The sequence below is a fragment of the Pedobacter jeongneungensis genome (assembly GCF_000633455.1).
In the GTDB taxonomy this organism is placed as follows: domain Bacteria; phylum Bacteroidota; class Bacteroidia; order Sphingobacteriales; family Sphingobacteriaceae; genus Pedobacter; species Pedobacter jeongneungensis_A.
Genome location: NZ_AYMG01000034.1, coordinates 95,970 through 122,217 on the forward strand (window position 1 = coordinate 95,970; position 26,248 = coordinate 122,217).

At 37.6% G+C, this 26,248-nt stretch carries 22 protein-coding genes; 10 read left to right on the forward strand and 12 right to left on the reverse strand.

Features of this window, described 5'->3' with window-relative positions; translation table 11 throughout:
• Positions 1–64: 64 nt before the first annotated feature.
• The 8 genes from serC to U859_RS32555 form a co-directional block, all read right to left on the reverse strand.
• Positions 65–1,138 (reverse strand): 3-phosphoserine/phosphohydroxythreonine transaminase, encoded by a 1,074-nt coding sequence (serC, locus tag U859_RS0126470; RefSeq protein ID WP_025146259.1) that lies wholly within the window; start codon positions 1,136–1,138, stop codon positions 65–67.
• Positions 1,139–1,620: 482 nt separating this feature from the next.
• Complete coding sequence (locus U859_RS0126480) at positions 1,621–4,008, reverse strand: TonB-dependent receptor (protein ID WP_240183102.1); 2,388 nt, start codon at positions 4,006–4,008, stop codon at positions 1,621–1,623.
• Between the two features lie 168 nt (positions 4,009–4,176).
• Positions 4,177–4,845 (reverse strand): ribulose-phosphate 3-epimerase, encoded by a 669-nt coding sequence (gene rpe / locus U859_RS0126485; protein WP_025146261.1) that lies wholly within the window; start codon positions 4,843–4,845, stop codon positions 4,177–4,179.
• Positions 4,846–5,322 (reverse strand): DUF6036 family nucleotidyltransferase, encoded by a 477-nt coding sequence (locus tag U859_RS0126490; protein ID WP_025146262.1) that lies wholly within the window; start codon positions 5,320–5,322, stop codon positions 4,846–4,848. It abuts the gene before it with no gap.
• A gap of 3 nt (positions 5,323–5,325) precedes the next feature.
• Positions 5,326–5,505, reverse strand: coding sequence for a hypothetical protein (locus tag U859_RS0126495; protein WP_025146263.1), 180 nt, complete (start codon positions 5,503–5,505; stop codon positions 5,326–5,328).
• Positions 5,506–5,643: 138 nt separating this feature from the next.
• Complete coding sequence (pnp, locus tag U859_RS0126500; protein ID WP_025146264.1) at positions 5,644–7,779, reverse strand: polyribonucleotide nucleotidyltransferase; 2,136 nt, start codon at positions 7,777–7,779, stop codon at positions 5,644–5,646.
• Positions 7,780–7,955: 176 nt separating this feature from the next.
• Positions 7,956–8,240, reverse strand: coding sequence for a 30S ribosomal protein S15 (rpsO, locus tag U859_RS0126505; protein WP_025146265.1), 285 nt, complete (start codon positions 8,238–8,240; stop codon positions 7,956–7,958).
• A 486-nt stretch (positions 8,241–8,726) separates the two neighbouring features.
• Positions 8,727–8,849 carry a hypothetical protein gene (locus U859_RS32555; protein ID WP_262496824.1) on the reverse strand — a complete coding sequence of 41 codons (123 nt, stop codon included), beginning with the start codon at positions 8,847–8,849 and terminating at the stop codon, positions 8,727–8,729.
• 114 nt (positions 8,850–8,963) lie between these two features.
• Between U859_RS32555 and U859_RS0126525 the strand changes: the two genes are divergently transcribed.
• The 4 genes from U859_RS0126525 (at position 8,964) to U859_RS0126540 (ending at position 14,330) form a co-directional block, all read left to right on the forward strand.
• Positions 8,964–9,383 carry an acyl-CoA thioesterase gene (locus U859_RS0126525; RefSeq protein WP_025146266.1) on the forward strand — a complete coding sequence of 140 codons (420 nt, stop codon included), beginning with the start codon at positions 8,964–8,966 and terminating at the stop codon, positions 9,381–9,383.
• A gap of 512 nt (positions 9,384–9,895) precedes the next feature.
• A complete protein-coding gene (locus U859_RS0126530; protein ID WP_025146267.1) occupies positions 9,896–11,320 on the forward strand; it encodes an MATE family efflux transporter in 1,425 nt (474 codons plus the stop codon).
• Positions 11,321–11,574: 254 nt separating this feature from the next.
• Positions 11,575–13,362: a translation elongation factor 4 gene (gene lepA / locus U859_RS0126535; protein ID WP_025146268.1), complete on the forward strand. Its 1,788-nt coding sequence runs from the start codon at positions 11,575–11,577 to the stop codon at positions 13,360–13,362.
• Positions 13,363–13,448: 86 nt separating this feature from the next.
• The gene (locus tag U859_RS0126540; RefSeq protein ID WP_025146269.1) at positions 13,449–14,330 is read left to right on the forward strand and encodes a bifunctional 5,10-methylenetetrahydrofolate dehydrogenase/5,10-methenyltetrahydrofolate cyclohydrolase; all 882 of its coding nucleotides are present in this window, start codon (positions 13,449–13,451) and stop codon (positions 14,328–14,330) included.
• 343 nt (positions 14,331–14,673) lie between these two features.
• Here the strand turns inward: U859_RS0126540 and U859_RS0126545 are convergent, their stop codons facing one another.
• Complete coding sequence (locus tag U859_RS0126545) at positions 14,674–15,009, reverse strand: Rieske (2Fe-2S) protein (protein WP_025146270.1); 336 nt, start codon at positions 15,007–15,009, stop codon at positions 14,674–14,676.
• Between the two features lie 107 nt (positions 15,010–15,116).
• Between U859_RS0126545 and U859_RS0126550 the strand changes: the two genes are divergently transcribed.
• The 3 genes from U859_RS0126550 to U859_RS0126560 are packed head-to-tail and all read left to right on the forward strand — an operon-like array spanning position 15,117 to position 17,972.
• On the forward strand, positions 15,117–15,740 hold the full coding sequence (locus U859_RS0126550; RefSeq protein ID WP_025146271.1) for a 7-carboxy-7-deazaguanine synthase QueE: 624 nt from the start codon (positions 15,117–15,119) through the stop codon (positions 15,738–15,740).
• 37 nt (positions 15,741–15,777) lie between these two features.
• Positions 15,778–17,664: an OmpA family protein gene (locus U859_RS0126555; RefSeq protein ID WP_025146272.1), complete on the forward strand. Its 1,887-nt coding sequence runs from the start codon at positions 15,778–15,780 to the stop codon at positions 17,662–17,664.
• A gap of 11 nt (positions 17,665–17,675) precedes the next feature.
• Positions 17,676–17,972 carry a hypothetical protein gene (locus U859_RS0126560; RefSeq protein WP_025146273.1) on the forward strand — a complete coding sequence of 99 codons (297 nt, stop codon included), beginning with the start codon at positions 17,676–17,678 and terminating at the stop codon, positions 17,970–17,972.
• A 209-nt stretch (positions 17,973–18,181) separates the two neighbouring features.
• Here the strand turns inward: U859_RS0126560 and kdsA are convergent, their stop codons facing one another.
• Complete coding sequence (gene kdsA, locus U859_RS0126565; protein ID WP_025146274.1) at positions 18,182–18,994, reverse strand: 3-deoxy-8-phosphooctulonate synthase; 813 nt, start codon at positions 18,992–18,994, stop codon at positions 18,182–18,184.
• Between the two features lie 96 nt (positions 18,995–19,090).
• A complete protein-coding gene (gene recQ, locus U859_RS0126570) occupies positions 19,091–21,280 on the reverse strand; it encodes a DNA helicase RecQ (protein WP_025146275.1) in 2,190 nt (729 codons plus the stop codon).
• Between the two features lie 91 nt (positions 21,281–21,371).
• Between recQ and U859_RS0126575 the strand changes: the two genes are divergently transcribed.
• Positions 21,372–22,340: an SIS domain-containing protein gene (locus tag U859_RS0126575; RefSeq protein ID WP_025146276.1), complete on the forward strand. Its 969-nt coding sequence runs from the start codon at positions 21,372–21,374 to the stop codon at positions 22,338–22,340.
• A gap of 15 nt (positions 22,341–22,355) precedes the next feature.
• The gene (locus tag U859_RS0126580) at positions 22,356–23,447 is read left to right on the forward strand and encodes a mannose-1-phosphate guanylyltransferase (RefSeq protein ID WP_025146277.1); all 1,092 of its coding nucleotides are present in this window, start codon (positions 22,356–22,358) and stop codon (positions 23,445–23,447) included.
• A 70-nt stretch (positions 23,448–23,517) separates the two neighbouring features.
• On the opposite strand, the gene rlmB is transcribed toward U859_RS0126580, so the two are convergent.
• Complete coding sequence (gene rlmB / locus U859_RS0126585; RefSeq protein WP_025146278.1) at positions 23,518–24,285, reverse strand: 23S rRNA (guanosine(2251)-2'-O)-methyltransferase RlmB; 768 nt, start codon at positions 24,283–24,285, stop codon at positions 23,518–23,520.
• 200 nt (positions 24,286–24,485) lie between these two features.
• On the opposite strand from rlmB, the gene dnaB reads away from it, so the two are divergent.
• Positions 24,486–26,048: a replicative DNA helicase gene (gene dnaB, locus U859_RS0126590; RefSeq protein ID WP_025146279.1), complete on the forward strand. Its 1,563-nt coding sequence runs from the start codon at positions 24,486–24,488 to the stop codon at positions 26,046–26,048.
• Positions 26,049–26,248: the final 200 nt, after the last annotated feature.

Genomic DNA, 26,248 nt, shown 5'->3' on the forward strand with positions numbered 1-26,248 from the left:
GCACAGATTTGATTGATTACACCAATTAAATAATCGCATAATCATCTGCGGTTATAATTAATTCTTAATTTGCTTTTGCTTGTTGTTCTTCAAATACTTGCATCGCCTCAACCAGAGCATGAACACTCGTAATTGGCAACGCATTGTACATCGAAGCACGGAAACCACCTACACTTCTGTGTCCTTTAATACCCACAATACCTTGCTCTTCGGCATACTTCAAGAATGGTTTTTCCAATTCAGGATTTTCCATTACAAAACAGATATTCATTCTGGAGCGGTCTTCAACTGCGCAAGTTCCTTTGAATAATGGATTACGGTCTATCTCTCTGTAAAGTGCTTCTGCTTTTTGTTTGTTTTCTTTTTCAATTTCGGCAACACCTCCTTTTGATTTTAACCAGCGAAGGTTCAACAATGCAACGTAAATTGAGAAAACCGGCGGTGTGTTATACATTGAACCGTTATCAATATGCGATTGATAGTTCAACATCGATGGAATTTTACGGTCAATTTTACCTAAAACTTCATCTTTCACAATAGCGATAGTTAAACCTGCAGGACCAATATTTTTTTGTGCACCGGCATAAATTAAATCGAATTGAGAAACATCGATTACACGGCTCATAATATCGGATGACATATCGCAAACTACTGGAACATCAGTTTTAGGCACTTCGAAAAGCTCAGTACCGTAAATGGTGTTGTTCGAGGTATAGTGGAAATAGGCACTATCAGCAGGGATTTCAAAATCTTTTGGAATAAAAGTATAGTTTGCATCTTTTGAAGAAGCAACCACATTTACATTACCAATAAATTTAGCTTCTTTTAAAGCTTTAGTTGCCCAAACGCCCGAATCTAAATAACTTGCAGTTTGTCCATCGCCCAATAAGTTCATCGGAACCATTGCAAACTGTAAACTTGCACCACCTTGTAAAAATAAAACGGAATAACCGGATGGCACATTTAATAATTCTTTTACCAACTTATCAGCTTCAGCAACAACTGCCTCAAATTCGGTTGTTCTGTGCGAAATTTCTAAAATTGATAATCCATCGTTAAAATCTAAAACAGCCTGAGCTGCTTGTTTAAACACTTCTTGAGGTAAAATACAAGGGCCTGCGCCAAAATTATGCTTCATCTTATTATATAATGTTTTATGGCGGTAAATGTAAAATTTTTAAAGCAGTTATGCCCATAAAATCGTAACCAAAAAAATTAAATTTTGTTAAAAAAAAGCCATAAATTGATTGATTTATTGCAGTTTTTGCAATTAAAACGTTTTACTAAAAATACCCTGTTCATTTTGGTTTTAGTAGCTTGAATGAATGCAGCAAAATAGATCCTGATACGGGTTTAAGATGACGATTCGATTTGAAAAATATACAGTGAACTTACGATTTTAAGAAACCTGCCGGGCTCTTGAACGCGGTAAGTCTGCGTTAGGGATTGTAAGGGTTCAGTGCCGGTTCTTCATCGGTACCGGAGTGAAGCGCAGCCCTGAAAAGCCTGCCCCTTTCCCGTATTTCACGGGATTGGGTAACGCCCAAATCAGTTTTGCAGTTCTCAGTTGGCAGTTTACAGTTTTCAGTTTACCATTAGCGGTTTACAGTTAACGGACACTTAATTTTTTAATTTCACAATCAATTTTAAATTAAACTGCCGGCCGGTTAAATAATTTGGAATGGCATACTGTACATTATCTACATCTTTTAACCAGAGATAAGAAACGGTATTATTGATATTCAACATATTAAAAACCTCGAAGAACAAAATAACCGAACTGAAGTTTTTATCCAGAAATTTTGGTTTATGCAAAGCTGCATCATCGAGAAAATCTTTTGAAAAACCGATATCTACACGTTTATAAGACGGGATGAAAAACTTATCCAAATACCTTGGTGCTTGCGACGGACCGATTGGCAACCTGGAACCGTAAAGGGCATTTAAGTGCACTTTATACGTTGGGCTATTTAACAGCTTATCCTGAAAAAATATAGAAAAATTTAAGCGCTGATCGGTTGGCCGCTTTAAATAACCAGGGTAAACCGTTGTACCATTTTCAATATAGCTATCTCCGATAATATCTTCATTAGCATGCATTACCGACATCCTGAAATAGGAAACAAGATCCTTTACAAATTCGCCGCCAATACTAAAATCCGCTCCATAAGCGTAACCGCGTGATACTTCGTTTGCGAGGTATTTAATCCTGAGGTTATCAATTTTATAAGGAATCAATCGGTCCGAATATTTAAAATAGGCTTCAGAGGTAAACTTCAACCTTGTGCCAAAGGCATCAAAAGCATATTCGTAACCCAAGGAGGTATTATAAGAACTTTGGGCCTTTTGGCTGATATTTAACTCCCCGGAAAAATCGCGTATGGTGCGGTATGATGGTGGTTGTTTATATACGCCTGCAGAAAACCTCAGTATCTTATTGTTCGAATTTGGCCGGTAAGCGATCAATAGCCGCGGGCTGATTAACAGTTGTTTACTTAAAGAACTGTAAGTTGCCCGTGCACCTAACTGTAATTCTGCTGAACTGGAAAGCGAATAACTATCCTGAATATAAGCGCTATAATTTCTAATATCAATATCGTTCTTTACATTGATTACGTTCTGTAAAACAATGTTTTTAGTGTTATTGGGTAGAATAAATCCCGCAGAGTCGGTGTAGTTATATTCGTTTAACTGATCGTTGTAACTGGATCTATCGAATTTTAAACCCCAGGAAAAAACGTGGTTATCAAAATTCTGATCAACCTTTATTTCTGAAGCGAATACCTGGGTATTCAAGCTGTTTCTACCATAATTATAATAGCTGCCAATCCCTCTATTTTTACTCACTGGCCCAAAATTCTCTCCTGGAAAGCTATTATCCACTTCATCAAAAATATAACTTCCGTTGATATCAAAACGTTCCCTTTCAATGGTATTAAAAAAGCTATTGATAAATTTGATGACCAAATTTGGTTTTGGCGAGTATGTTGCGGTAACAGCGCTACCTAAGGTTTGGTAATCATCAATTTCCTGTCCGGTATAATCGACATTTAACCTTAAGGTAGTGCTTAAAGTCCCAAATTGTGTTTCCCTGTTAGTGGGTACCAATTTAAACTGACCAAGATTGAAACTCCCTAAATAACTAATATTGAATTTTGGTGAAAAATCGTATTGATAAAGTAACTGGGCATCAGCAAAATTTGGGCTATAACTTCCTTTTTCGTCTTGTTTAATCAATACACTCGAATTGTTCTTGTAACGCAAACCTGCCAAGAGAAAACTGTTTTTAAACACCCTTTTAGTGGTTAATGAGGTATTTAAAAGGCTGGTGCTGAAAGTAGTTTGGTTACTATCGGGTTTATCGTATTTGATATCTAAAATAGAAGAAAGTTTATCGCCATATTTCGCTTCGAAGCCACCAGCTGAAAATTTTGCCTTACTTACCAGGTCTGAATTGATAAAGCTCAGGCCCTCCTGCTGCCCATTGCGGATTAGCACCGGACGGTTAATTTCTACATCATTGATGTAGATTAAATTTTCATCAAAATTACCACCTCTAACACTATACTGCGCACTTAATTCGTTATTGGTAGATACCCCGGGCAGGGTTTTGAGCATGGTTTCGAAATTACCCGAAACCAATGGCATTGATGATACATCGGCAATATTTATGGTAGTGGTATTACTTAACTGGTTCTGTTTATTGGTGATATTAACCTGTTCTAACTCATTAATATTGGCAATTAAGTTTACCTGTTTAATAATCCTGGCGCCCGAACGCTCATTAAATTTAATGGTTTGCGGCTGGTAACCCAAAAGCGAATATTTTATACTAAATGTTTTCGATTTTGAATAAATGGTATAAACGCCAAATTCATCCGTAACTGTAGATTGTGCCTGCCCTAAAACAATAATGGTAACCTGCGAAAGGGGCAGTTTTTCATCACTATAAACTATGCCCGAAACCCTAACTAAAGGCTGAGCCACAGCTAAACTGCAACAAGCCATTAGAAAGAATAGGATTAGCCGAAATTTGAGCATTTTTAGTATCTAGATGTAGTGTATCAAGATAAAAGTATTAAGTATCAAGATAAAAGTACGGTATAAGGGTATTATGTATCGAGAAAATTATAACGTTATACTCCTTATCACTGGAACAATTTAGCAATAAAACAATTAAATGCTTATACTACTGGTTAACTGTTTCATCTTAGTAATCGTTTCCGTTGGATTATCTGTTGCAAAAATCGCATTTCCGGCAACGAAAGCATTGGCACCTGCTGATACTAATGTAGCAATATTTTGTAAACCCACACCACCATCTACCTCAATAACCAAATTTTCATTTACACCTTGAATTAAGCCTTTTAAATCTTTAATTTTCTTGTAGGTATTATGGATAAAGGCTTGTCCGCCAAAACCCGGATTAACCGACATAATCAATACCAGGTCCAGATCTTCAATCACATCCTGCAGTAAGGTTACAGGAGTATGAGGGTTTAAAGCAACACCTGCTTTACAACCAGATGCCTTGATCAACTGGATAGTTCTGTGCAAATGTGTACAGGCCTCGTAATGTACGGTGATCCGGTCTGCCCCTGCTTTAGCAAAATCCTCAATGTATTTATCAGGTTCTACAATCATTAAATGTACATCCAATGGTTTGGTAGCATGCTTTTTTACAGCTGTCATTACCGGGAAGCCAAAAGAAATATTCGGTACAAAAACACCATCCATCACATCAACATGAAACCAATCGGCTTCACTTTGGTTAATCATTTCAATATCGCGTTGTAAGTTGCCGAAATCAGCAGAAAGTATGGATGGGGCAATAATGTATTTCATTTAATTATTTCTTAGTTTCTTAATATTTTCCAGTTCAATGATATCAATCTGATCTTTTGGTCGATTAGCTGCCTTTTTTGAATCGATTAGTTGATTAATATGTAGGAACGGTATTTCCAGTTCGTAAATTGTTGCAGTAGAGGCATACTCTAAGCATTTATCAAAACCAAAATCCTCTAATCCTTTTACTGAGGTCATGATATCCATTCGCAAGCTGTTATCAAGATAGAAATCTGTCCAGCCTGGGATAAATTGAATAGTTTCCAAGGCTTCAAAATCTCCAAGGCCATATTCTTTAAAAGCATTTCTCAAGTTTTTTCTGTTTTCGAGGTTATCTTTTATCCAGATATCAATATCATCGGTTGTCCGATGAAATCCATGCAGATTTGTTGCCACTCCACCTATCATGATAAACATTACCTTGTTTTTCAAGAGGGAACGCCACAACTTTAGTATTTCATCATCAAAAACATCCATTTATTAATCTATTTTTTTATGGACAATGGTTGCTGATTTTAAGATCATGTTTAATTTCATTAATCTCGCCATGGTATGAAAACGCTCTGTATATGAACTGGATAGCGCTTTTTTCAACAGATCTTCTTCAGCTTTTAGATAATTAGCAGCTGGTTCTTCAACAATATGATTTCCTTTTTTCATAGCAATACTGCAAGTTACAAAAGAACTGCGAAAGTTTTTAGTTAGAAAGGCCGAAGTTATTTTTTCTACAAACAAAAAACCCTTCCAGTAAACTGAAAGGGTTTTATATATTTCCGGACTTCCGATTCCGGACTTTTTCTATGCTTGTGGCGCAGCTGGTTTTTCTGGTCTTGGCAATAAAACTTTGCGAGAAAGTTTCATTTTACCTTGTTTATCGATGTCTAATAATTTAACCTCGATTTTATCACCTTCTTTTAATACACCATCCATGGTTTCTAAACGTTCCCATGAAATTTCAGAGATATGTAATAAACCATCTTTACCTGGCATAACCTCAACAAATGCACCAAACGGCATAATCGATTTTACTTTACCTTGGTAAACTTCACCAATTTCTGGTTTCGCAACAATGTTACGGATACGGGTAACTGCTGCATCAATAGCTGCTTTGTTATCTGCAAATACTTCTACAATACCTTTACCATCAACTTCTTCGATTGAGATTGAAGCACCGGTTTCGCGTTGCATTTCCTGGATAATTTTACCTCCAGGGCCGATAATGGCACCGATAAATTCTTTATCGATAGTTAAAGATACGATACGTGGAGCATGTGGTTTGTAATCTTCATTAGGCGAGCTAATGGTCTTCTTCATCTCGTTTAAGATGTGTAAACGACCATCTTTAGCTTGTAATAAAGCTTTTGTTAAAACCTCGTATGATAAACCATTGATTTTTAAGTCCATTTGACAAGCAACAATACCATGTTCAGTACCCGTTACTTTAAAGTCCATATCACCTAAATGATCTTCATCACCTAAAATATCAGAAAGGATTGCATATTTACCGGTTTTCTCATCGGTAATTAAACCCATTGCAATACCTGAAACAGGAGATTTAATTTTAATACCCGCATCCATAAGTGCCAGTGTACCTGCACAAACAGTTGCCATTGATGATGAACCGTTAGATTCTAAAATATCAGAAACGATACGGATGGTATAAGGATTTGCTTCACCTTGAGGCAATACTTTTTTCAATGAACGCTGTGCTAAAGCACCGTGACCAATTTCGCGACGGCCAGCGCCTCTGTTTGGTCTAACCTCACCAGTTGAGAAACCAGGGAAATTATAGTGCAATAAAAATTTGTTGTAACCATTAAAGAAAGCACCATCAATCATTTGCTCATCATCTTTGCTACCTAAAGTAACCGATGTTAAAGATTGAGTTTCGCCTCGTGTAAACACAGCAGAACCGTGAGCAGCAGGCAAATAACCAACTTCGCTCCAGATTGGACGGATCTCAGTAGTTTTACGGCCATCTAAACGAATACCTTCATCTAATAATAAATTTCTGATGGCATCGTACTGAACATCATGGTAATAATGTTTAGCCATTGCTTTGGTTAAATCAGCAGTATCTTCTGGCATCGCCTCGAAGAATTCGTTAATGATTGCTGTAAAACCTTCTTTACGAACATCTTTATTGCCACCAGCTTTTGCTACAGCATAAACTTTATCGTAAGTATCAGCATAAACTTTAGCTTTTAAATCAGCATCGTGGTCTTCGTGGTTATATTCACGTTTAACGGTTTTGCCGGTAGCTTCAGTTAATTCAACCTGAATGGCACATTGAACTTTAATTGCATCATGTGCAAATTTTAAAGCTTCAACCATTTCGTCTTCCTGAATTTCATCGCACTCACCTTCAACCATGCCTATATCATTGGCCGAACCAGCAACCATGAACTCTAAAGTTGCGCGTTCTAATTCGCTGGCTTTAGGATTGATAATTAATTTACCATCAATTTTAGCAACACGTACTTCAGAAATCGGGCCATTAAAAGGAATATCAGAAACTGATAATGCAGCAGATGCTGCTAAACCTGCCAAACAATCTGGCATAATATCTTTATCAGCAGAAATTAAAGAAATCATCACCTGCGTATCAGAGTGATAATCACTTGGGAACATTGGACGTAAAGCTCTATCAACTAAACGAGAGATTAAAACCTCATAATCAGATAATCTTGCTTCACGACGTAAAAAGCCTCCTGGGATACGGCCTGTAGCCGCGTATTTTTCCTGATAATCAACCGATAATGGTAAAAAATCAGTACCTGGTTTAGCACCAACAGTAGATACAACAGTTGCTAACAACATGGTATCGCCCATTTTTACCACAACCGAACCATCAGCTTGTTTAGCCAGTTTGCCAGTTTCAATTTCTACAATTCTGCCATCGCCCAAATCGAACGATTTTTTTATTACATTCATTTAATTAGAATTATGGTGTGTTTTCCTCTTTCTACACACCGTTGTTTATATATGTTTTTGTTTTTGCAAACGAAGATAAGATTAAAAAAGCCTATCTATAATAAAACCCGTTAAAAAAATTAACAGGGAATTAAAAAGCCATTCCCTAAAGAATGGCTTTCGCTGATAAAATTCGCTTATTTTTGTTTAATGATATCACGAAGCGATAAAGCTTTGATGATAGCACGATAGCGCTCAATATCTTTTTTGTATAGGTAAGCCAAAATACCGCGGCGTTTACCTACCAATTTTTGAAGTGACAACTGAGTAGAAAAATCCTTACGGTTTTTCTTTAAGTGTTCTGTTAAGTGCGCAATACGGTATGTAAATAACGCTACTTGACCTTCTGCAGAACCAGTGTTGGTTTCTACTTCGCCGTGTTGTTTAAAGATTTCGGCTTTCTTTTCTGGACTTAAATACATTTCTTGAATAATATTAAAGCAATAAAAATTAATTAATTGTGGCGCAAAGATAAGGTTATTATTGGTTAAAAACAAGTATTATTAACCGATTGATTATTTGGAAAGCAAAGTCTCGTTTTTATCGGTTGCTTCACTCCCGCCCTCGCTGCAATCTTTTAAAAACACCTGTCATTCTGAGGCACGAAGAATCTGTTTTATCGGCTGCACATTCTTCGTGCCTCAGAATAACAGCTTATTCAAGGTTGCTGCATATTTTAAAAGGATTTCCGCTAAGTCGTGTTTAGAGAACTTAAGACGGTGCAATAGACCTAGTTTTTCTTATTAATACGCTCCAAATTAACCTGCTCAAATGTTTCCAGCAACAAAAGCATTTCAGGATTTTCTTTATCAAAAGACATAAAGCAATTATATGGCTGGCTTACGGATTACAAGCCCTTTGCCTTGCGGAAATTTTAATGGCTTGCCGCCGTTCATGGTAACCGAAATTTAATTAAGCTGTAGAACGCTAAAAAAACGCTGTTCAGGGGTACGGCTCAAATAAACAGCATCACGTTCCTCAACAATTGTTTCGCGTGGAGTATTAATATCATATAATTTGAGTTTTCCCATTTCATATCAAAAATACGAAAAATCAGCAACTAATACATTACATTTTTTAAGCATTAAGCAGGTAATACTTTACAATCAAGCTTTATTTATACTTTTGCTGAAAACATTTTACCATTGGAAAAGAATCAATATAGCATTTTCGAAAGCAAATTACGTGTCCGCCCGGATGATATAGACATGTTTAACCATGTACATAACAGCAAATACCTGGATTATGTACTGGCTGCACGTTATGAACAGATGGAAAAGTTTTATGGTATGCCCTGGGAGCATTTTACCAAACAAGGTTTAGGATGGGTAGTGAGCCATGTAGATATCAATTTTAAACGTCCATTATTGATAAATGACTTAATGCTGATTAGAACCGGGATCTTAACCATGAATGATAAAGGTTGTTCAGTACAATTCGAAATCATCAATCAAAAAACAGGTAAAGTAGCATCAGATGGTATTTTTGATTATGTATTAATTGATTTAAATACCAGTAGAGGTACAAAAGTTACCGAAGAAATGATTAAAGCATACAGCATTTAAAAGTGATTACACCGGTTTGGGAATTACACAGATTAATGAGATTATAAATCCGTAAGTTCCGTGTCTCCGTGGCAAACATTTACCATATAAAAATGGGTCTTAGCGAGACGCTAAGACCAGACTAAGCCTACAGCATTTAAAAGTGATTACACCGGTTTGGGGATTACACAGATTGATGAGATTATAAATCTGTGAGTTCCGTGTCTCCGTGGCAAACATTTACCATGTAAAAATGGGTCTTAGCGAGACGCTAAGACCAGACTAAAGTGATTTCCGTATCTCCGTGGCAAAAGATCTCGCGAAAAATTAATCGCTTTCACAAAAATTGGTCATCAAAATTTGACAATTCAAAATTTTACCTATATTTGCATCATCAAAAAGACCAGAGCCATGATAGTATCTGCAATCCGTTTGAGGTTTTAAACAACCAAGGATTCCCTCCATCTTAATTTTAACTATATACGCCTAACAGCGTACTATTTGGTTTATACATCACATTTTATTTATACTATATGTCACAGTCTTCAAAGGCAAAGGGCAAACTATCGTCATTTTTCGATATTCTGGTCCAGTCTTTAAAAGGTCACGAAGTTGACCTAACTTCAATCAGTATTAAAAGGGCAATTGTTTTATTGGCTATCCCGATGATGTTGGAAATGGCGATGGAATCGGTTTTTGCTTTAGTCGATCTATATTTTGTAGGTCATTTAGAAAATAGCAGCCATGCCATACAAACGGTTGGTTTAACCGAATCTGTTTTAACCATCATTTATTCATTAGCCATTGGTTTAAGCATGGCTGCAACTGCAGTTGTTGCACGCCGGGTAGGCGAAAAAAATCCGGAAGCAGCCGGTAAAGCCGGCATGCAAACCATCATCATTGCTGTAATTATTAACCTGATGATCAGTGTTGCAGGTTTTATCTACGCACGGGATATTTTGTTGATTATGGGCGCATCTAATGAAACAGCAGATCATGGCATCACTTTCGTCCGCATTATGATGGGTGGCAGCATTATTATTGTATTGCTGTTTTTGATTAATGGTATTTTTCGAGGTGCTGGTAATGCAGCTATAGCCATGCGCAGTTTATGGATCGCAAATATTGCAAACATTATCCTATGCCCTATTTTTATTAACGGCCTCGGTCCTGTGCCTGCATTTGGTTTAACTGGTGCAGCTATTGCTACTACCATTGGTCGTGGGCTTGGTGTGAGTTATCAGATTTATCATTTGTTTAATGCCAAAAATACGCTAAAAATCAGGTTAAGCTTTCTTATACCCGAATGGGAACAGATAAAAGCCATTATTAAAATTGCAGCGCCGGGTGTCTTACAATTTGTTATTGCAAGCTGTAGCTGGGTATTTTTGGCACAACTGGTAGCTAAAACAGGTGGAGATCATGGTTCGGCAGGTTATCAAACTTCATTGCGCTTGATGATGTTCTTTATGCTTCCGGCCTGGGGACTGAGCAATGCAGCTGCAACATTGGTTGGACAGAACCTGGGTGCAGGAAGCACAGAGCGGGCCGAGAAATCTGTATTTCAGACCATGAAATATACCGTTATATTTATGGCGGTAGTAAGTGTGTTATTTTTAACCTGCGGACAATTCTTTGCTGCATTTTTCACCAAAGATCAGGAAGTGATTAAAGTAGCCAGCAAAGCACTGAAAATTATGAGCGGTGGCTTTATTATTTATGGTGCCGGGATGGTATTTACGAGTGCATTTAATGGTGCAGGAGATACCTGGACACCCACCAAAATAAATGTATTCGCCTTCTGGCTGTTCCAGATTCCCTTTGCTTACTTTTTGGCAAAATATTTAGAATTGGGTCCAACCGGTGTTTTTATTGCTATCCCAACCGCAGAAGCAGGAATTGCAATAGCAGCATTTATCCTTTTTAAAAAAGGGAAATGGAAGAAAATTAAGGTTTAATTGTTTTACCACAGATAGACACGGATGAACACAGATAGAATAATGTTATCCGTGTTTATCCTGTTAATTTAGCTTCTGTAGCTTCCAACTTCACGTCGGAAAAGCATTAAACCAACATCGGGATAAAGTGAAAGCAGGGCTGTAGTAACCGGAAAACTGCTGCTTTTGCTTTTCAAAACAATAAAAATTCAGCCCTAGCAGCATTCCACTTTCCCTCTTACATTTTCCATTAAAAAGCATATCTTTGCGCAAAGATGAAGCATATACGTAATTTTTGCATTATTGCACATATCGACCACGGTAAAAGTACTTTGGCTGATAGGTTATTAGAATACACCGAGACAATTTCTAAGCGTGAAGCACAGGCACAATTGCTCGATAACATGGATTTAGAGCGTGAGAGAGGTATAACGATTAAAAGTCATGCCATACAAATGAACTATAAAGTTGGTGATATTGAATACAACTTCAATTTGATCGATACACCAGGACACGTAGATTTCTCATACGAGGTATCTCGTTCCATTGCTGCCTGTGAAGGTGCTTTACTTATTGTAGATGCTTCGCAAGGTATTCAGGCTCAAACCATTTCCAATCTATATTTAGCTTTAGAGCACGATCTTGAAATTATCCCGATTTTAAATAAAATGGACTTACCGGGGGCAATGCCTGAGGAGGTAAAAGACCAGATTATTGATTTAATTGGCTGTAAACGTGAAGATATTATTCCAGCGTCGGGTAAAACCGGAATGGGAATCCCCGATATTATCCAGGCGATTGTAGACCGTGTTCCAGCCCCGGTTGGCGATCCGGAAGCACCACTGCAAGCACTAATTTTCGACTCTGTTTTTAACTCATTCAGAGGGATTATTGCTTACTATAAAGTAGTAAACGGCGAGATTAAAAAAGGTGATAAAGTAAAATTTATCAATACAGGAAAAGAATACCTGGCTGACGAGGTTGGTATCTTAAAGCTTGATATGTCGCCACGTAATGTGGTTAAAACCGGTGATGTGGGTTACATTATTTCTGGCATTAAAGAAGCCCGGGAAGTAAAAGTTGGTGATACAATTACGACTACTGCAAGACCATCATTAGATTCTATTCAGGGATTTGAAGAGGTAAAACCAATGGTATTCGCAGGTATTTACCCTGTTGATACTGATGAGTTTGAGGAACTTCGCGAAGCAATGCACAAATTGCAACTAAATGATGCATCTATTGTTTTCGAACCTGAAAGCTCTGCAGCGTTAGGCTTTGGTTTCCGTTGCGGTTTCCTGGGCATGTTGCACATGGAAATTATTCAGGAACGTTTAGAGCGTGAATTCGACATGACGGTAATCACTACCGTTCCCAACGTATCGTACATTGCTCATACAACCAAAGGCGATGAAATTTTTGTAAATAATCCATCTGATTTACCCGACCCAAGTAAATTAGATTCTGTTGAAGAACCATTTATTAAAGCTAACATTATTACCAAAGCTGATTTTGTTGGCCCTGTAATGTCACTTTGTATTCAGAAAAGGGGAACGATTATAAATCAATCATACTTAACATCTGATCGAGTTGAGTTGGTTTTTGAAATGCCAATGGGCGAAATTGTATTCGATTTCTATGATAAATTGAAAACGATTTCTAAAGGATACGCCTCTTTCGATTACCATCAGATTGGTTACCGTAAATCGGATTTGGTTCGTTTAGACATGTTAATAAATGACGAGCCTGTTGATGCATTATCATCTTTAATTCACCGCAGTAATGCTTACGATTTCGGAAAGAAAATCTGTGAGAAATTAAGAGAATTAATTCCACGTCAACAGTTCGAAATTAAGATTCAGGCATCTATCGGTGCTAAAGTTATTGCCCGCGAAACACTGAGTGCTTTACGTAAAGATGTTACTGCAAAATGTTATGGTGGTGATATTTCCCGTAAACGTAAATTATTGGAAAAACAGAAAAAAGGTAAGAAACGCATGCGCCAGGTTGGAAATGTAGAAATTCCACAAAGTGCATTTATGGCGGTTTTGAAATTAGATTAAAATAAGATTTGAGATGTTAGATTTGAGACGTGAGACTAGAGCCCTCTGATCCCAAATCTAATATCTAGTATCTCTCATCTCAAAAAATGAAACTATTAGACGGTAAATACGTATCAGAAAAAGTTAAAGTTCAGATTGCAGAAGAAGCTGCAGAATTTTTAAATAAAACAGGCCGTAAGCCACACCTGGTTGCCATTTTAGTGGGTAACGATGGTGGTAGCGAAACTTATGTGGCCAGCAAGATGAAAAACTGCGAAAAAGTAGGTTTTAAATCTTCGCTTCATCGCTATGATAATTCGGTAACCGAAGCAGAATTATTGGCTAAAATTGAAGAAATCAATCAGGATGATGATGTAGATGGATTAATTGTTCAGTTGCCTTTGCCAAAACACATCGATCCGGAAAAAGTTACCGAAAAGATTGATCACCGTAAAGATGTAGATGGTTTTCACCCGGTAAACCTGGGCAGAATGATGCGTAACTTACCTTGCTTTATTCCGGCTACACCTTATGGTATTTTGTTGATGTTGCAAGAATATGGCATCGATACTACTGGTATGCATTGTGTAGTGGTTGGCCGTAGTAACATTGTGGGCAGTCCGATGAGTATTTTAATGGCACGTAATGCTAATCCTGGTAACTGTACGGTAACACTTACCCACTCGCGTACCAAAGATTTAAAAGAACAGGTATTACAGGCTGATATTGTGATTGCTGCAATTGGAAAAAAGAACTTCGTTACTGCTGATATGGTTAAACCTGGCGCCATTATTATTGATGTAGGTATTAACCGTGAAAATTCAACAGAAACAAAATCTGGTTTTAAGTTATATGGCGATGTAGATTTCGAAAACGTAGCTCCAAAAGCCTCTTACATTACCCCTGTTCCAGGTGGCGTTGGTTTAATGACGATTGTTGGTTTATTGAAAAATACATTGGCATCAGCCAGAAAAGAAATATATTCTTAAGGTTGAGGGTTTAAAGGTGTAGGGTTGAAGGTAACCCAAAGCCATAAAATATTTAAAAAGCGGTTCAAGAAATTGGATCGCTTTTTTTTGTTTAGTGCTTGAAAGCCACCTGCCTATTTGAGACCACATAGGTTCTAGACCACAAAGGCACGAAGGCACAAAGAGAAGGTTTATACTGCCCTATCTGTAATCCTGAACACAGTAAAGGATCTTTAATGATAAAAATAGAAGATAAACAAATAGATCTCTCCACTCCGCGATGCTCCGGTTGAGATGACGTTTTTTTTGTTGAGTATTTGAAAACAGTATTTAAACAATTAACCAGTTAACCAAAATATACTAATCAACTCCACAATTTACTCCACCAGCTTTCTTCAAAACCGATGTACAATCCATCTTCACATAAGTCTGTTGGGTAGATATTGATATAATCTCCCTGACCTTCAGCCCCTCTTCCATTCGTTAAACTATACTCATAGCGATGGATCGGGCAAACCAGGTTTCCGTTTTTGCACCAGCCACCACTAAAATGGCCACCAGCATGCGGACAATATGATTGGGTTGCAATAATTTGATTTGCATTATTAATAATGCAAAGTTGTTTTCCATTCACCTCAATTGTTTTAATTGAATCAGGAGCTGGAATTTGAATCTTATTTAGCGCTTTAAACCACTTCATAAAGCTAAAATACAGCAAATAAATATCAGTCTTATTTCATCTTTCCATTAAATTTCCAAAGAGGAACCACATCACCATATTTTTTTAGGATATTTGCATCCTCAAAAATGAAACAAAACATACCAGAAGACGGCACATTACTTCCTTTAATGGAAGAATTTTATACCATACAGGGCGAAGGATTTAATACAGGAAAAGCAGCATATTTTATCCGCCTGGGTGGTTGTGATGTAGGTTGCCACTGGTGCGACGTAAAAGAAAGCTGGGATGCCGAAATGCACCCACTTACGCCAGCTGATGTAATTGTAGAAAATGCTGATCAATTTCCTGGTAAAGCTGTTGTGATTACCGGAGGAGAGCCGCTTATATATAACCTGGATTACCTGACTAATAAATTAAAAGAAAGGGGCATTTTAACTTTTATCGAAACCTCTGGTGCCTACCCCCTTTCGGGCAACTGGGACTGGATCTGTTTGTCACCAAAGAAATTTAAAGCACCAAGGCCAGATATTACACCTTTTGCGCATGAGTTAAAGGTAATCGTTTTTAATAAAAGTGACTTTAAATGGGCAGAAGAATATGCGGCTATGGTATCGCCTACCTGTAAACTTTATCTTCAGCCAGAGTGGTCTAAATCAAAAGAAATTACACCTTTAATTATAGAATATGTAATGGCAAACCCAAAATGGGAAATTTCTTTACAAACGCACAAATTTTTAAATATTCCTTAAAAACAATACATTAGCTTTATAACCAAATGTTAATGTAATGAAATTTCGTTTAGTCCTCTTCTTTAGCATATTGAGCATTTATTGTTTCGGGCAAAGTTCCTCTAACAAAAAAGCACAGATTTCTTTTGAAAAAGCAGGTCCACTGATTGATAAACTGGATTATGTTGCTGCCGAGCAAGTATTAAAAAGTGCTGTAGAAATCGATCCTTTATTTCAGAATGCCTATATCGTACTTGCTGGCGTTTTTAAAGCACAGAAGAAATATCCCGAATCCAAAACTGCTTACGAAAAAGCCATATTAATTAATAAAACGGTAGCTCCTGCTGTAATTTATGGCCTGGCCGAAACCGAATTTGCTACACAGGACTACCTAAAAGCAAAACAGCATTTCGAAGAATTTTTAGCTCAGGATGCTTCCTCTGATCGCACTAAAAAAGCAAAAAAATACCTTTTAGATTGCGACTTCGCTTCCACTGCGATAAAGAAACCAGTAAAATACACACCAACCAATTTGGGCGAGGGTGTAAATACAACAGATGCTGAATATTTTCCAGCTTTAACGGCCGATGGAGAAACCTTGGTTTTTACCCGCCAGATGAATGGAAATGAAGATTTCTGGACCTCGCAGCTTAAAAACAATAAATGGGAGGCCGCTACTCCTTTATCTAGCAAAATAAACACTACCCGGTATAATGAGGGCGCACAAACAATCTCTCCAGACGGTAAATATTTATTCTTTACCGGTTGCAACCGTCCGGATGGCTTAGGCCGGTGCGACATCTACGTTTCGCATCGTGAGGGAAAAGATTGGGGCGAACCTTATAACATAGGGAAGCCTGTTAATTCAGAATATTGGGAATCGCAGCCTGCAATCAGTCCGGATGGAAGAACATTATATTTTATTAGTAACCGGCCAGGCGGATCGGGCGGTTATGACATTTGGAAAAGCACCATTACTGAGGATGCCAAATGGGGGCCAGCAGTAAACCTTGGACCAGACATCAACACCATTTATGATGAGAACACCCCTTTCCTTCATGCTGATGGGCGAACCTTATATTTCTCTTCAGATGGATGGCCCGGTTTTGGGAATAAGGATATCTTTTACAGCCGGATGGATAATGATGGTAAATGGCAAAAACCTGTTAATATTGGTTACCCGATCAATTCTTTTGAAGATGAAAGTGGTTTGGTGGTCAGTGCAGATGGAAATTTTGGATTGTTCTCTTCAAATTTAAAAGGTGGCTTTGGCTTGCAGGATATCTATAGTTTTGGCATTCCTGAAACAGCCAAGCCGTTAAAAGTTTCTTATGTAAAAGGAATTGTAAGAGATAAGGACACTAAAAAGACCATTGAAAGTAACGTTCAGGTAGTAGATTTAAAAACCAATAAAACGGTTTTTGATGACTATACCGATCCTGAAACCGGTCAGTTTTTAGCTGTAATGCCAGTGGGTAGCGATTATCTTTTTAATGTAAATGCTGAAGGTTATATGTTTTACTCCGAAAACTTCGAGCTTAAAAGCGGAGATATCAATAAACCTTATCAGATTGAAGTATACATCGAAAAAATAAAACAGGGCGGAAATGTTACGCTGAGAAATATATTTTTCGACACCAATAAGTTTAACCTTTTGCCTGCTTCTATCCGGGAACTGGATCTACTAATTGATTTCCTGCATCAAAATGAAACTGTTCAAATCGAAATTCAGGGCCATACCGACAATGTTGGAGATGATAAGTTGAATCAAAAACTCTCATTTAACCGTGCAAATGCGGTTTATGAATACCTGATCAAACACAATGTTGATGCTAAAAGACTTACATTCAAAGGTTTTGGAGCAAGTAAACCTATTGCTGATAATAAAACAGAGTTAGGGAGAAAAAATAATAGGAGAACTTCTTTTGTGATTACGAAGATATAGCATATTCATTTATGGAAAAAGAAATTGAAATAGAAGATTACGACATAGAAATTATTATGATGGAGCAGTATGAGCACCTCAATATTATATTAGAAAATTCGTATTGTACTACATGCAAAAAGACTTCTACTATCACAAATTATAAATCTTATTTAAATAATTTGAATGATATCATTTTGAGAGGCTTTTGTCTTAAATGTGGAGGTCCGGTAAATCGATATATCGAAACTGGTGAAAATCTTCAAAGTGCAGAGGTTGCAGTGCACATCAAAAATGTGCTTCAAATTTCTAGAAAGAAAAAGAAGTAATACAACTTAATAAAAATGTTTCAGCATTACGACAACCATAAAAGATCATAGAATCTACCATGGATCTCTCCACTACGGTCGAGATGACGGTTGCTTTTATAGAGGTTTTTTTATTAAGATGTCATTCTGAACGTAGTGAAGAATCTCAACCAATGGAATACAGTCCAAAATATAAAAGATTCTTCATTGCATTCAGAATGACAATAACATTACAGTATCGCTTGTCTGATCCTGATCAGTTTGGTTAAAGTTTCTTCCAACAGATCTAAGTGCAACATATTAGCTCCATCTGACTTCGCATTTGCAGGATCAGGGTGAGTTTCGATAAATAAACCATCAGCGCCAACCGCAATTGCTGCTTTAGCAATGGTAGAAATTAATTCGGGTTTACCACCGGTAACACCACTGCTTTGATTAGGTTGTTGTAAAGAATGCGTACAATCCATCACCACAGGAACACCAAAACTTTGCATTTCGGGTAAACCACGGTAATCAACAATTAAATCCTGGTAACCAAAGGTATTGCCTCTATCCGTTAAAATTACTTTGTTGTTGCCTGCTTCTTTTACTTTTTCAACGGCGAATTTCATCGAACCTGCAGAAAGAAACTGCCCTTTTTTAACATTCACCACTTTTCCGGTTTCGGCAGCAGCGATCAATAAATCTGTTTGGCGACACAAAAACGCAGGTATCTGCAATACATCTACATAAGCAGCAGCCATTGCCGCTTCGCCACTTTCGTGAATATCGGTAACGGTTGGCACGCCAAATTCTCTACCGATTCTTTCTAAAATGCGTAAAGCTTTCTCGTCGCCAATGCCTGTAAAAGAACTTCCTTTACTTCTGTTTGCTTTTCGGTACGAACCTTTAAAAATATATGGGATCTGAAGTTTATCGGTAATGGTAATAATCTTTTCAGCAATTCTCATGGCAATATCCTCGCCTTCAATAGCGCATGGACCAGCCATTAAAAAGAAATTTCCTGAATCTGTATTTTTTAATTTATCTAAATAGTTTAGCATAGTTGAGATGTGAGACATGAGATGTGAGACATGAGATGTGAGACATGAGATGTGAGTTTATCTCAAATCTAACTTCTCATATCTCACGTCTAATTTTTAATTTCCTAGTTCTGACATGAATTTAATCCGCATCAGTTGAATTTCTTCGCGGGTATAATCGGTTTCGCCTAATTCGTTTAGTGCTTCGTCGATAGAATCGCTTTCTGCTGCCCTGAAATAATCGAAAACTTCATCCTGGCGATCATCATCAATTACTTCGTCAATGAAATAATTGAGGTTAAGTTTAGTACCAGAATTTACAATTGATTCTACTTCTTTAAGGATTTCTTCATAAGTAATGCCTTTTGAATCCGCAATATCTTCTAAACCAATCTGTCTGTCTATATTTTGGATAATTGAAACCTTCATCTGCGATTTATTGGCCTGGGTTTTAATAATCAGGTCAATCGGACGCTCAATATCGTTATCCTCCACGTATTTTTTAATCAATTCGATAAAAGGGCTTCCGAATTTCATGGCTTTACCAGAACCTACACCCGAAATCTGGCGAAGTTCTTCCATCGTAATCGGATAGTGCGTACACATTTCTTCTAAAGATGGATCCTGAAAAACAACAAATGGTGGAACACTTTTCTGCTTAGCGATTTTCTTGCGTAAATCTTTAAGTAAAGATAAAAGATGGGTATCTAAAGCACCTGTACCCTGTTTTACATCGTCATCATCATCGTCGGCACCACTTTCTATCGGTTCGTTTAAGATAAATTTAAGGCTGTAAGGATTTACGATAAAATCTCTTCCCTGTTTGGTTAACTTTAGTAAACCGTAATTGTCGATATCCTTATAGAGGTAGTTATTCAGCACAGCCTGGCGGATAATTGATTTCCACATCAACTCCCCGTCTTCCTTTCCAATACCAAATTCGGGTACTTTACTATGTTCGTAGGCAATGGTCTGTGCAGTTTCTAAACCTAAGAAAACGTTTAGCAAGTGAGCGTCATCAAATTTTTCTCCCGATTTTTCTATAAACTTCAATACGGTAGACAATTGGCTTTCGGCATCAAACTGCTTTTTAGGCTTTTTACAGTTATCGCACATGCAGTTACAGCCTGTTTCGTTAAAGTTTTCGCCAAAATAATGAAGAATCTGCTTACGACGGCAAACGCCGGACTCCGCATAATCAATCACTTCTTTTAATATCTGGGTACCAATTTCGCGTTCCGAAACCGGTTTATCTTTCATAAACTTAGCCAGCTTATCTACATCCTTTTGAGAGTAAAAAGCAATACATACACCCTCGCCCCCGTCACGACCAGCCCTACCCGTTTCCTGGTAATAACCTTCCATGCTCTTAGGCACATCATGGTGGATTACAAAGCGTACATCCGGTTTATCAATCCCCATACCAAAAGCAATGGTGGCTACAATAACCTCGGCATCTTCCATCAAAAATTTATCCTGCGTTTCGGCCCTCACTTTTGGGTCTAAACCCGCATGGTAAGGCAAAGCACTGATTCCATTCAGGTTCAACGCTTCTGCAACTTCCTCTACCTTTTTACGGCTGAGGCAATAAATAATTCCTGATTTGCCTGGATTTGATTTGATATACTTGATAATCTCTTTGGTAATATCACGTTTAGGGCGGATTTCGTAAAATAGGTTTGGCCTGTTAAACGACGATTTGAACAACGTTGCTTCCGTCATTCCCAGGTTCTTCATAATATCCTGCTGCACCTTTGGTGTAGCGGTTGCAGTTAATGCAATAATGGGAATATTATCTCCTAAACCTGCAATAACCTGTTTAATTTTTCGATATTCTGGTCTAAAATCATGCCCCCATTCAGAGATACAATGCGCTTCGTCAACTGCAACGAAGGAGATTTTAATCAGATTTAAAAATTCAATATTGTCCTGTTTCGCCAGGGATTCGGGCGCAACATACAATAATTTTGTCTGACCGCTTAAGAGATCAGATTTAACTTGAGTAATTTCAGATTTATTTAGGGATGAATTAAGAAAATGAGCAATACTGTCATTTCCACCAAAAGCCCTCAACTGGTCTACCTGGTTTTTCATCAATGCAATTAATGGAGAAATAACAATTGCTGTTCCCTCGCTCATTAAAGCGGGCAACTGATAGCAAATAGACTTCCCTCCACCTGTTGGCATAATAACAAAAGTGTTATTGCCTTCTAAAATATTTGTAATGATCGACTCCTGATCACCCTTGAAATTATCAAACCCGAAGAAATTTTGTAGGTTATCAAATAACGACTTTTTCACGTCCATTTTGTGTAATAAAATATGCGATGCTATTTTTGTATCCAAAATAACATAATTTTACAAGAATTTCAAGTATTAACAGACAATTATTTTCTCTTTGAAAAGTAAAAAATCAATAATTCAGTCGGCTGTAAGCACATTAGAGCTCGAAGCAGCAGCAATATTAAATGTTGCCAGGAATATCAATAACGATTTTGAAAAAGTCGTATCAAGTATTTTACAGGGTAAAGGACGGGTAATTGTAACAGGTATCGGAAAAAGTGCAATTATAGCACAAAAAATAGTCGCTACTTTTAATTCAACTGGTACTCCGGCAATTTTTATGCATGCTGCTGATGCCATTCACGGCGATTTGGGTATGATTCAGGTAGATGATATTGTAATTTGTTTATCAAAGAGCGGAAATACACCAGAAATTAAGGTACTGGTTCCGTTGCTAAAAACTGCGAACAATCTTTTAATCGGGATGGTTGGCGAATTAAATTCATTTTTGGCAGAACAGGCCGATCTGATTTTAAATACATCATTCGAAAAAGAAGCTTGTCCACATAACTTAGCTCCTACCACCAGCACAACTGCGCAATTGGCATTGGGTGATGCATTGGCCATCTGCCTGCTCGAATGCAGAGAATTTAATGAAGCCGATTTTGCAAAATACCATCCTGGTGGATCGCTGGGCAAAAAACTTTACTTAAAAGCGAGAGATTTAGCCTTATCAAACGAAAAACCTTCTATAAGCCCAACCGCTTCGGTAAAAGATGTACTGATTGAAATTAGTAAAAACCGTTTGGGGGCTGTAGCTGTTGTTGATTCAGCTAACCACGTATTGGGTGTTATTACCGATGGAGATATCAGGAGAATGTTGGAAAACAATAATTCCATAGCCGGTTTAACAGCCGAAGATATTATGGGTAAAAACCCCAAAAGCATACAATTTGATGCTTTGGCAGTTGATGCCTTAGACATTATTAAACAAAACAACATTACACAATTGTTAGTTCTAGAACAAAATACTTACTTTGGCATCATCCATTTACACGATCTCCTCAACGAAGGCATAGTGTAATTTTCAAAATAAAAAATGAATAAAAATTATTATGCATTAATTATGGCCGGTGGCGTCGGAAGTCGCTTTTGGCCGGTAAGCAGAACAGAATACCCAAAACAATTTATCGATTTTTTCGGTGTAGGTAAAACTTTAATACAAAGTACATATGACAGGTTTTTAAACATTTGTCCCCCTGAAAACATATTTATCGTCACCAATGAAATATATTCTGATTTAATTAAAGAACAATTACCACAATTATCAGACAACCAGATTTTAGCTGAACCTTTAATGAGGAATACAGCGCCATGCATTGCTTATGGCAGTTTAAAAATTGCCGAATTAAATCCTAATGCAACCATTGTTGTAGCGCCTTCCGATCATACCATTGCCAATATTGATGGTTTTGTACAATCTATTGAGCAATCGTTGGATGCCGCATCTAAAAACGACTGTTTAATTACTTTGGGAATTAAACCAAACCGTCCGGATACTGGTTACGGATATATACAACACACGGATTATGTACTTAATACCGACACTGATCTGCATAAAGTTAAAACCTTTACCGAAAAGCCAAATCTAGACTTAGCAAAATCATTTTTACAGAGTGGTGATTTTTTATGGAATGCCGGAATTTTTATCTGGTCGGCAAAAACCATTTTGAGTGCTTTTGAGAAACACCTGCCTGATATGTACGAAATATTCAGTTTAGGCCGGTCGGAACTCAATACCGAGAACGAAAAAACTTTTATCAATAATGCCTATTTACAATGTACTAATATTTCAATCGATTTTGGCATTATGGAAAAGGCGGAGAATGTTTATGTGCTTCCTTCCGATTTTGGGTGGTCTGATTTAGGTACCTGGGCTTCTATTTATGAAATGGCTGAAAAAGATTATGTAGGTAATGCTGTAATCCCTTCAGAACAGGTAATTATGTTCGATTCGTCAAACTGCATGGTAAATGTTCCGAAAGATAAACTGGTTATCTTACAAGGATTACACGATTACATTGTGGTAGAAAGCAACAATATGTTAATGATCTGCCCTAGAGACGAAGAACAACGTGTTAAAGAGTTTGTTGCAGAAGTTAAATCACGTTTCGGCAATAAGTTTATATAAATATTAACGATGTGATATGTAAGATGGATGATGTAGCATAGTTGCAATCATCCATCTTACATCATCCATTTTACATAGTTCTCTGCCTAACCGCTTCGTATAAAATTACACCTGCAGCTACAGAAACATTGAGCGATTCTATTTTACCTGCCATTGGTATTTTAGCCAGATGATCGGCAACACGTAAAAGTTCATTAGAAATACCCTCATCCTCCGAACCCATTACAATTGCAGTAGGCATGGTATAATCAGGGTTATAAATAAAATCATTTGTTTTTTCGGTACAAGCTACGATCTGCAAACCGCTTTCCTGTAAAAACAGACAGGTTTTGTGTAAGTTGGAATGACGACAAATCGGAATGCTAAATAATGCCCCTGCTGAAGTTTTGATCGCATCAGCATTGATCTGTGCAGCATTTTTTAAAGGCACTACTATGGCATGTACACCCACACAAGCAGCTGTACGGGCTATCGCCCCCATGTTACGCACATCTGTTACACTATCTAAAACTAATATTAATGGCACCTCTCCTTTTTCGAAAACTGCCGGAACAATATCTTCAATGTTCTGATAAGTAATTGGAGAAATGACCGCAATTACACCCTGATGGTTTTTCTGCGACATCCGGTTAAGTTTTTCCACCGGAACCGAATTTAAGGGGATCAGTGTATCTTTCAAAAGCGCTTTTAACTCCAAAAACAATTCGCCGCCCAAACCACGTTGCTGGTAAATGGTTTCAATATCTCTTCCTGCTTTAATGGCTTCTATTACGGCCCTGATGCCAAATACAAACTCATTATTCTCTTTTGCGCGTTGCGGTCTTCTAAAATTATCCATGTTTTGAAATTGTTAGGCAAAAGTATTCAAATAAATGTTTTAGCCCTAATCTATATTCTTCTTATTAACATTTAATTGTTTAAAAATTTTTACGATTTAATAAAACCCTGTAAAATTTAATCTGATTATACTTCAATTTGTTAACAAACAACTAGTAACTAATTCAAACAACCCCGTCAAAATTTGATTACTTTTGTTGAATGAGTATCGATAATGAACAAGGCGGAAAGAACAGTATGACTGCTAGAAAAAGCAGATTAAGCAATACCATTAGTTCACAGGGGAAAATACCCCCACAGGCACTAGACCTGGAAGAAGCCGTTTTAGGTGCATTGATGCTCGAAAAAGATGCCCTATCTGCTGTTATCGATGTTTTGAAGCCTGAAGTTTTTTATAATATCGCTCACCAGAAAATCTTTGAAGCGATCCACATTTTATTCCAGAAATCGAAACCTGTAGATATTTTAACAGTAACCTCTGAGTTGCGTACCTTAGGGTCTTTAGAAATGGTAGGTGGTGCCTATTACATTACGCATTTAACTAACCGTGTTGCTTCTGCAGCGAATATTGAATTTCACGCGAGGATTATTTCGCAAAAATATATCCAGCGCGAACTGATCAGGATCTCCACAGAAATTATTACCAATGCTTACGAAGATACTACTGATATTTTCGATTTATTGGATCAGGCTGAAAAAGGACTTTTTGAAATCGCCCAAAACAACCTGCGTAGAGATACACAGAAAATGGACGATATCATCAAGCAATCTTTAGCCACACTTGAAGAACTCCGTACCAAAACAGATGGTTTAACAGGTGTGCCAACAGGTTTTACGGGCTTAGACCGGATTACCGGTGGATGGCAAAAACAGGATTTGGTGATTATCGCTGCACGTCCGGCGATGGGAAAAACGGCATTCGTACTAACTTGTGCAAGAAATGCCACCGTCGATTTTGCAAAACCAACAGTAGTGTTCTCACTCGAGATGTCTTCAGTTCAGCTGGTTAATCGTTTAATTTCAGGAGAAGCAGAAATTGAGCAGGAAAAGATCAGAAAAGGAAATTTACAGGAATGGGAATGGCAACAGCTGCACAGTAAAATAGGCCGCTTAACCGAAGCTCCCCTGTTAATTGATGATACCCCGGCGCTAAATATATTTGAATTCAGGGCAAAATGCCGGAGATTAAAATCGCAGTACGATATCCAGCTGGTAATTGTCGATTATTTGCAGTTGATGCATGGTAAAGGCGAAGGAAAAGGTGGTGGTAACCGTGAGCAGGAAATCGGTAGTATCTCAAGGGCACTAAAATCAGTTGCTAAAGAGCTTGATGTTCCGGTACTGGCACTTTCGCAGTTAAGTCGTGCGGTAGAGAGCAGACCTGGTTTACAGGGAAAAAGACCAATGTTATCCGATTTACGTGAATCGGGTTCAATTGAGCAGGATGCGGATATGGTATTGTTCCTGTACCGTCCTGAATATTACGGTATTACCGAAGATGAACAAGGAAGATCGCAAGCGGGTATTGGTGAGGTAATTATTGCAAAACACCGTAACGGTGAAACTGGTATTGTACCACTTAAATTCGTTGGTAAATTTGTGAAATTTACAGATTTAGAAGATGATTTTAATGCACCGCCAAGTTCGTTTGCTGCAGATCCATCGGCTGGAATGTATCCTTCACAGGATTTTGAAAAACAGAGCAACGTCATTATCCGTCCTTCAAAAATGGATGACTACAATGATGACGATCCACCGTTTTAAAAATATAACTTCATAAAAAAATGCCTCCAACTTTGCAGTGCCCCCAAAAAGTTAGACACTTTATGGGGGCATTTTTATGAGTAGAAAAGTTAAGCATAGCTTAGAATTTAAATTGGCTATCGTCAATCAGATCTTAAAAGGAGATAAATCTCTGGCCACAATCTCAAGAGAAAATGGTATTGAACGTCGCATGGTGCTTC

Coding starts and splice junctions, on each gene's coding strand:
- rpsO (WP_025146265.1), bottom strand. CDS start 8,240: ATGTATTTAAGTCCAGAAAAGAAAGCCGAAATCTTTAAACAACACGGC.
- U859_RS0126495 (WP_025146263.1), bottom strand. CDS start 5,505: ATGAAAAAAGGAAATCATATTGTTGAAGAACCAGCTGCTAATTATCTA.
- U859_RS0126560 (WP_025146273.1), top strand. CDS start 17,676: ATGGAAAAAGAAATTGAAATAGAAGATTACGACATAGAAATTATTATG.
- lepA (WP_025146268.1), top strand. CDS start 11,575: ATGAAGCATATACGTAATTTTTGCATTATTGCACATATCGACCACGGT.
- serC (WP_025146259.1), bottom strand. CDS start 1,138: ATGAAGCATAATTTTGGCGCAGGCCCTTGTATTTTACCTCAAGAAGTG.
- pnp (WP_025146264.1), bottom strand. CDS start 7,779: ATGAATGTAATAAAAAAATCGTTCGATTTGGGCGATGGCAGAATTGTA.
- U859_RS0126480 (WP_240183102.1), bottom strand. CDS start 4,008: ATGGCTTGTTGCAGTTTAGCTGTGGCTCAGCCTTTAGTTAGGGTTTCG.
- U859_RS0126530 (WP_025146267.1), top strand. CDS start 9,896: ATGTCACAGTCTTCAAAGGCAAAGGGCAAACTATCGTCATTTTTCGAT.
- U859_RS0126555 (WP_025146272.1), top strand. CDS start 15,778: ATGAAATTTCGTTTAGTCCTCTTCTTTAGCATATTGAGCATTTATTGT.
- U859_RS0126540 (WP_025146269.1), top strand. CDS start 13,449: ATGAAACTATTAGACGGTAAATACGTATCAGAAAAAGTTAAAGTTCAG.
- kdsA (WP_025146274.1), bottom strand. CDS start 18,994: ATGCTAAACTATTTAGATAAATTAAAAAATACAGATTCAGGAAATTTC.
- U859_RS0126490 (WP_025146262.1), bottom strand. CDS start 5,322: ATGGATGTTTTTGATGATGAAATACTAAAGTTGTGGCGTTCCCTCTTG.
- rlmB (WP_025146278.1), bottom strand. CDS start 24,285: ATGGATAATTTTAGAAGACCGCAACGCGCAAAAGAGAATAATGAGTTT.
- dnaB (WP_025146279.1), top strand. CDS start 24,486: ATGAGTATCGATAATGAACAAGGCGGAAAGAACAGTATGACTGCTAGA.
- U859_RS0126580 (WP_025146277.1), top strand. CDS start 22,356: ATGAATAAAAATTATTATGCATTAATTATGGCCGGTGGCGTCGGAAGT.
- U859_RS0126545 (WP_025146270.1), bottom strand. CDS start 15,009: ATGAAGTGGTTTAAAGCGCTAAATAAGATTCAAATTCCAGCTCCTGAT.
- rpe (WP_025146261.1), bottom strand. CDS start 4,845: ATGAAATACATTATTGCCCCATCCATACTTTCTGCTGATTTCGGCAAC.
- U859_RS0126550 (WP_025146271.1), top strand. CDS start 15,117: ATGAAACAAAACATACCAGAAGACGGCACATTACTTCCTTTAATGGAA.
- recQ (WP_025146275.1), bottom strand. CDS start 21,280: ATGGACGTGAAAAAGTCGTTATTTGATAACCTACAAAATTTCTTCGGG.
- U859_RS32555 (WP_262496824.1), bottom strand. CDS start 8,849: ATGGGAAAACTCAAATTATATGATATTAATACTCCACGCGAAACAATT.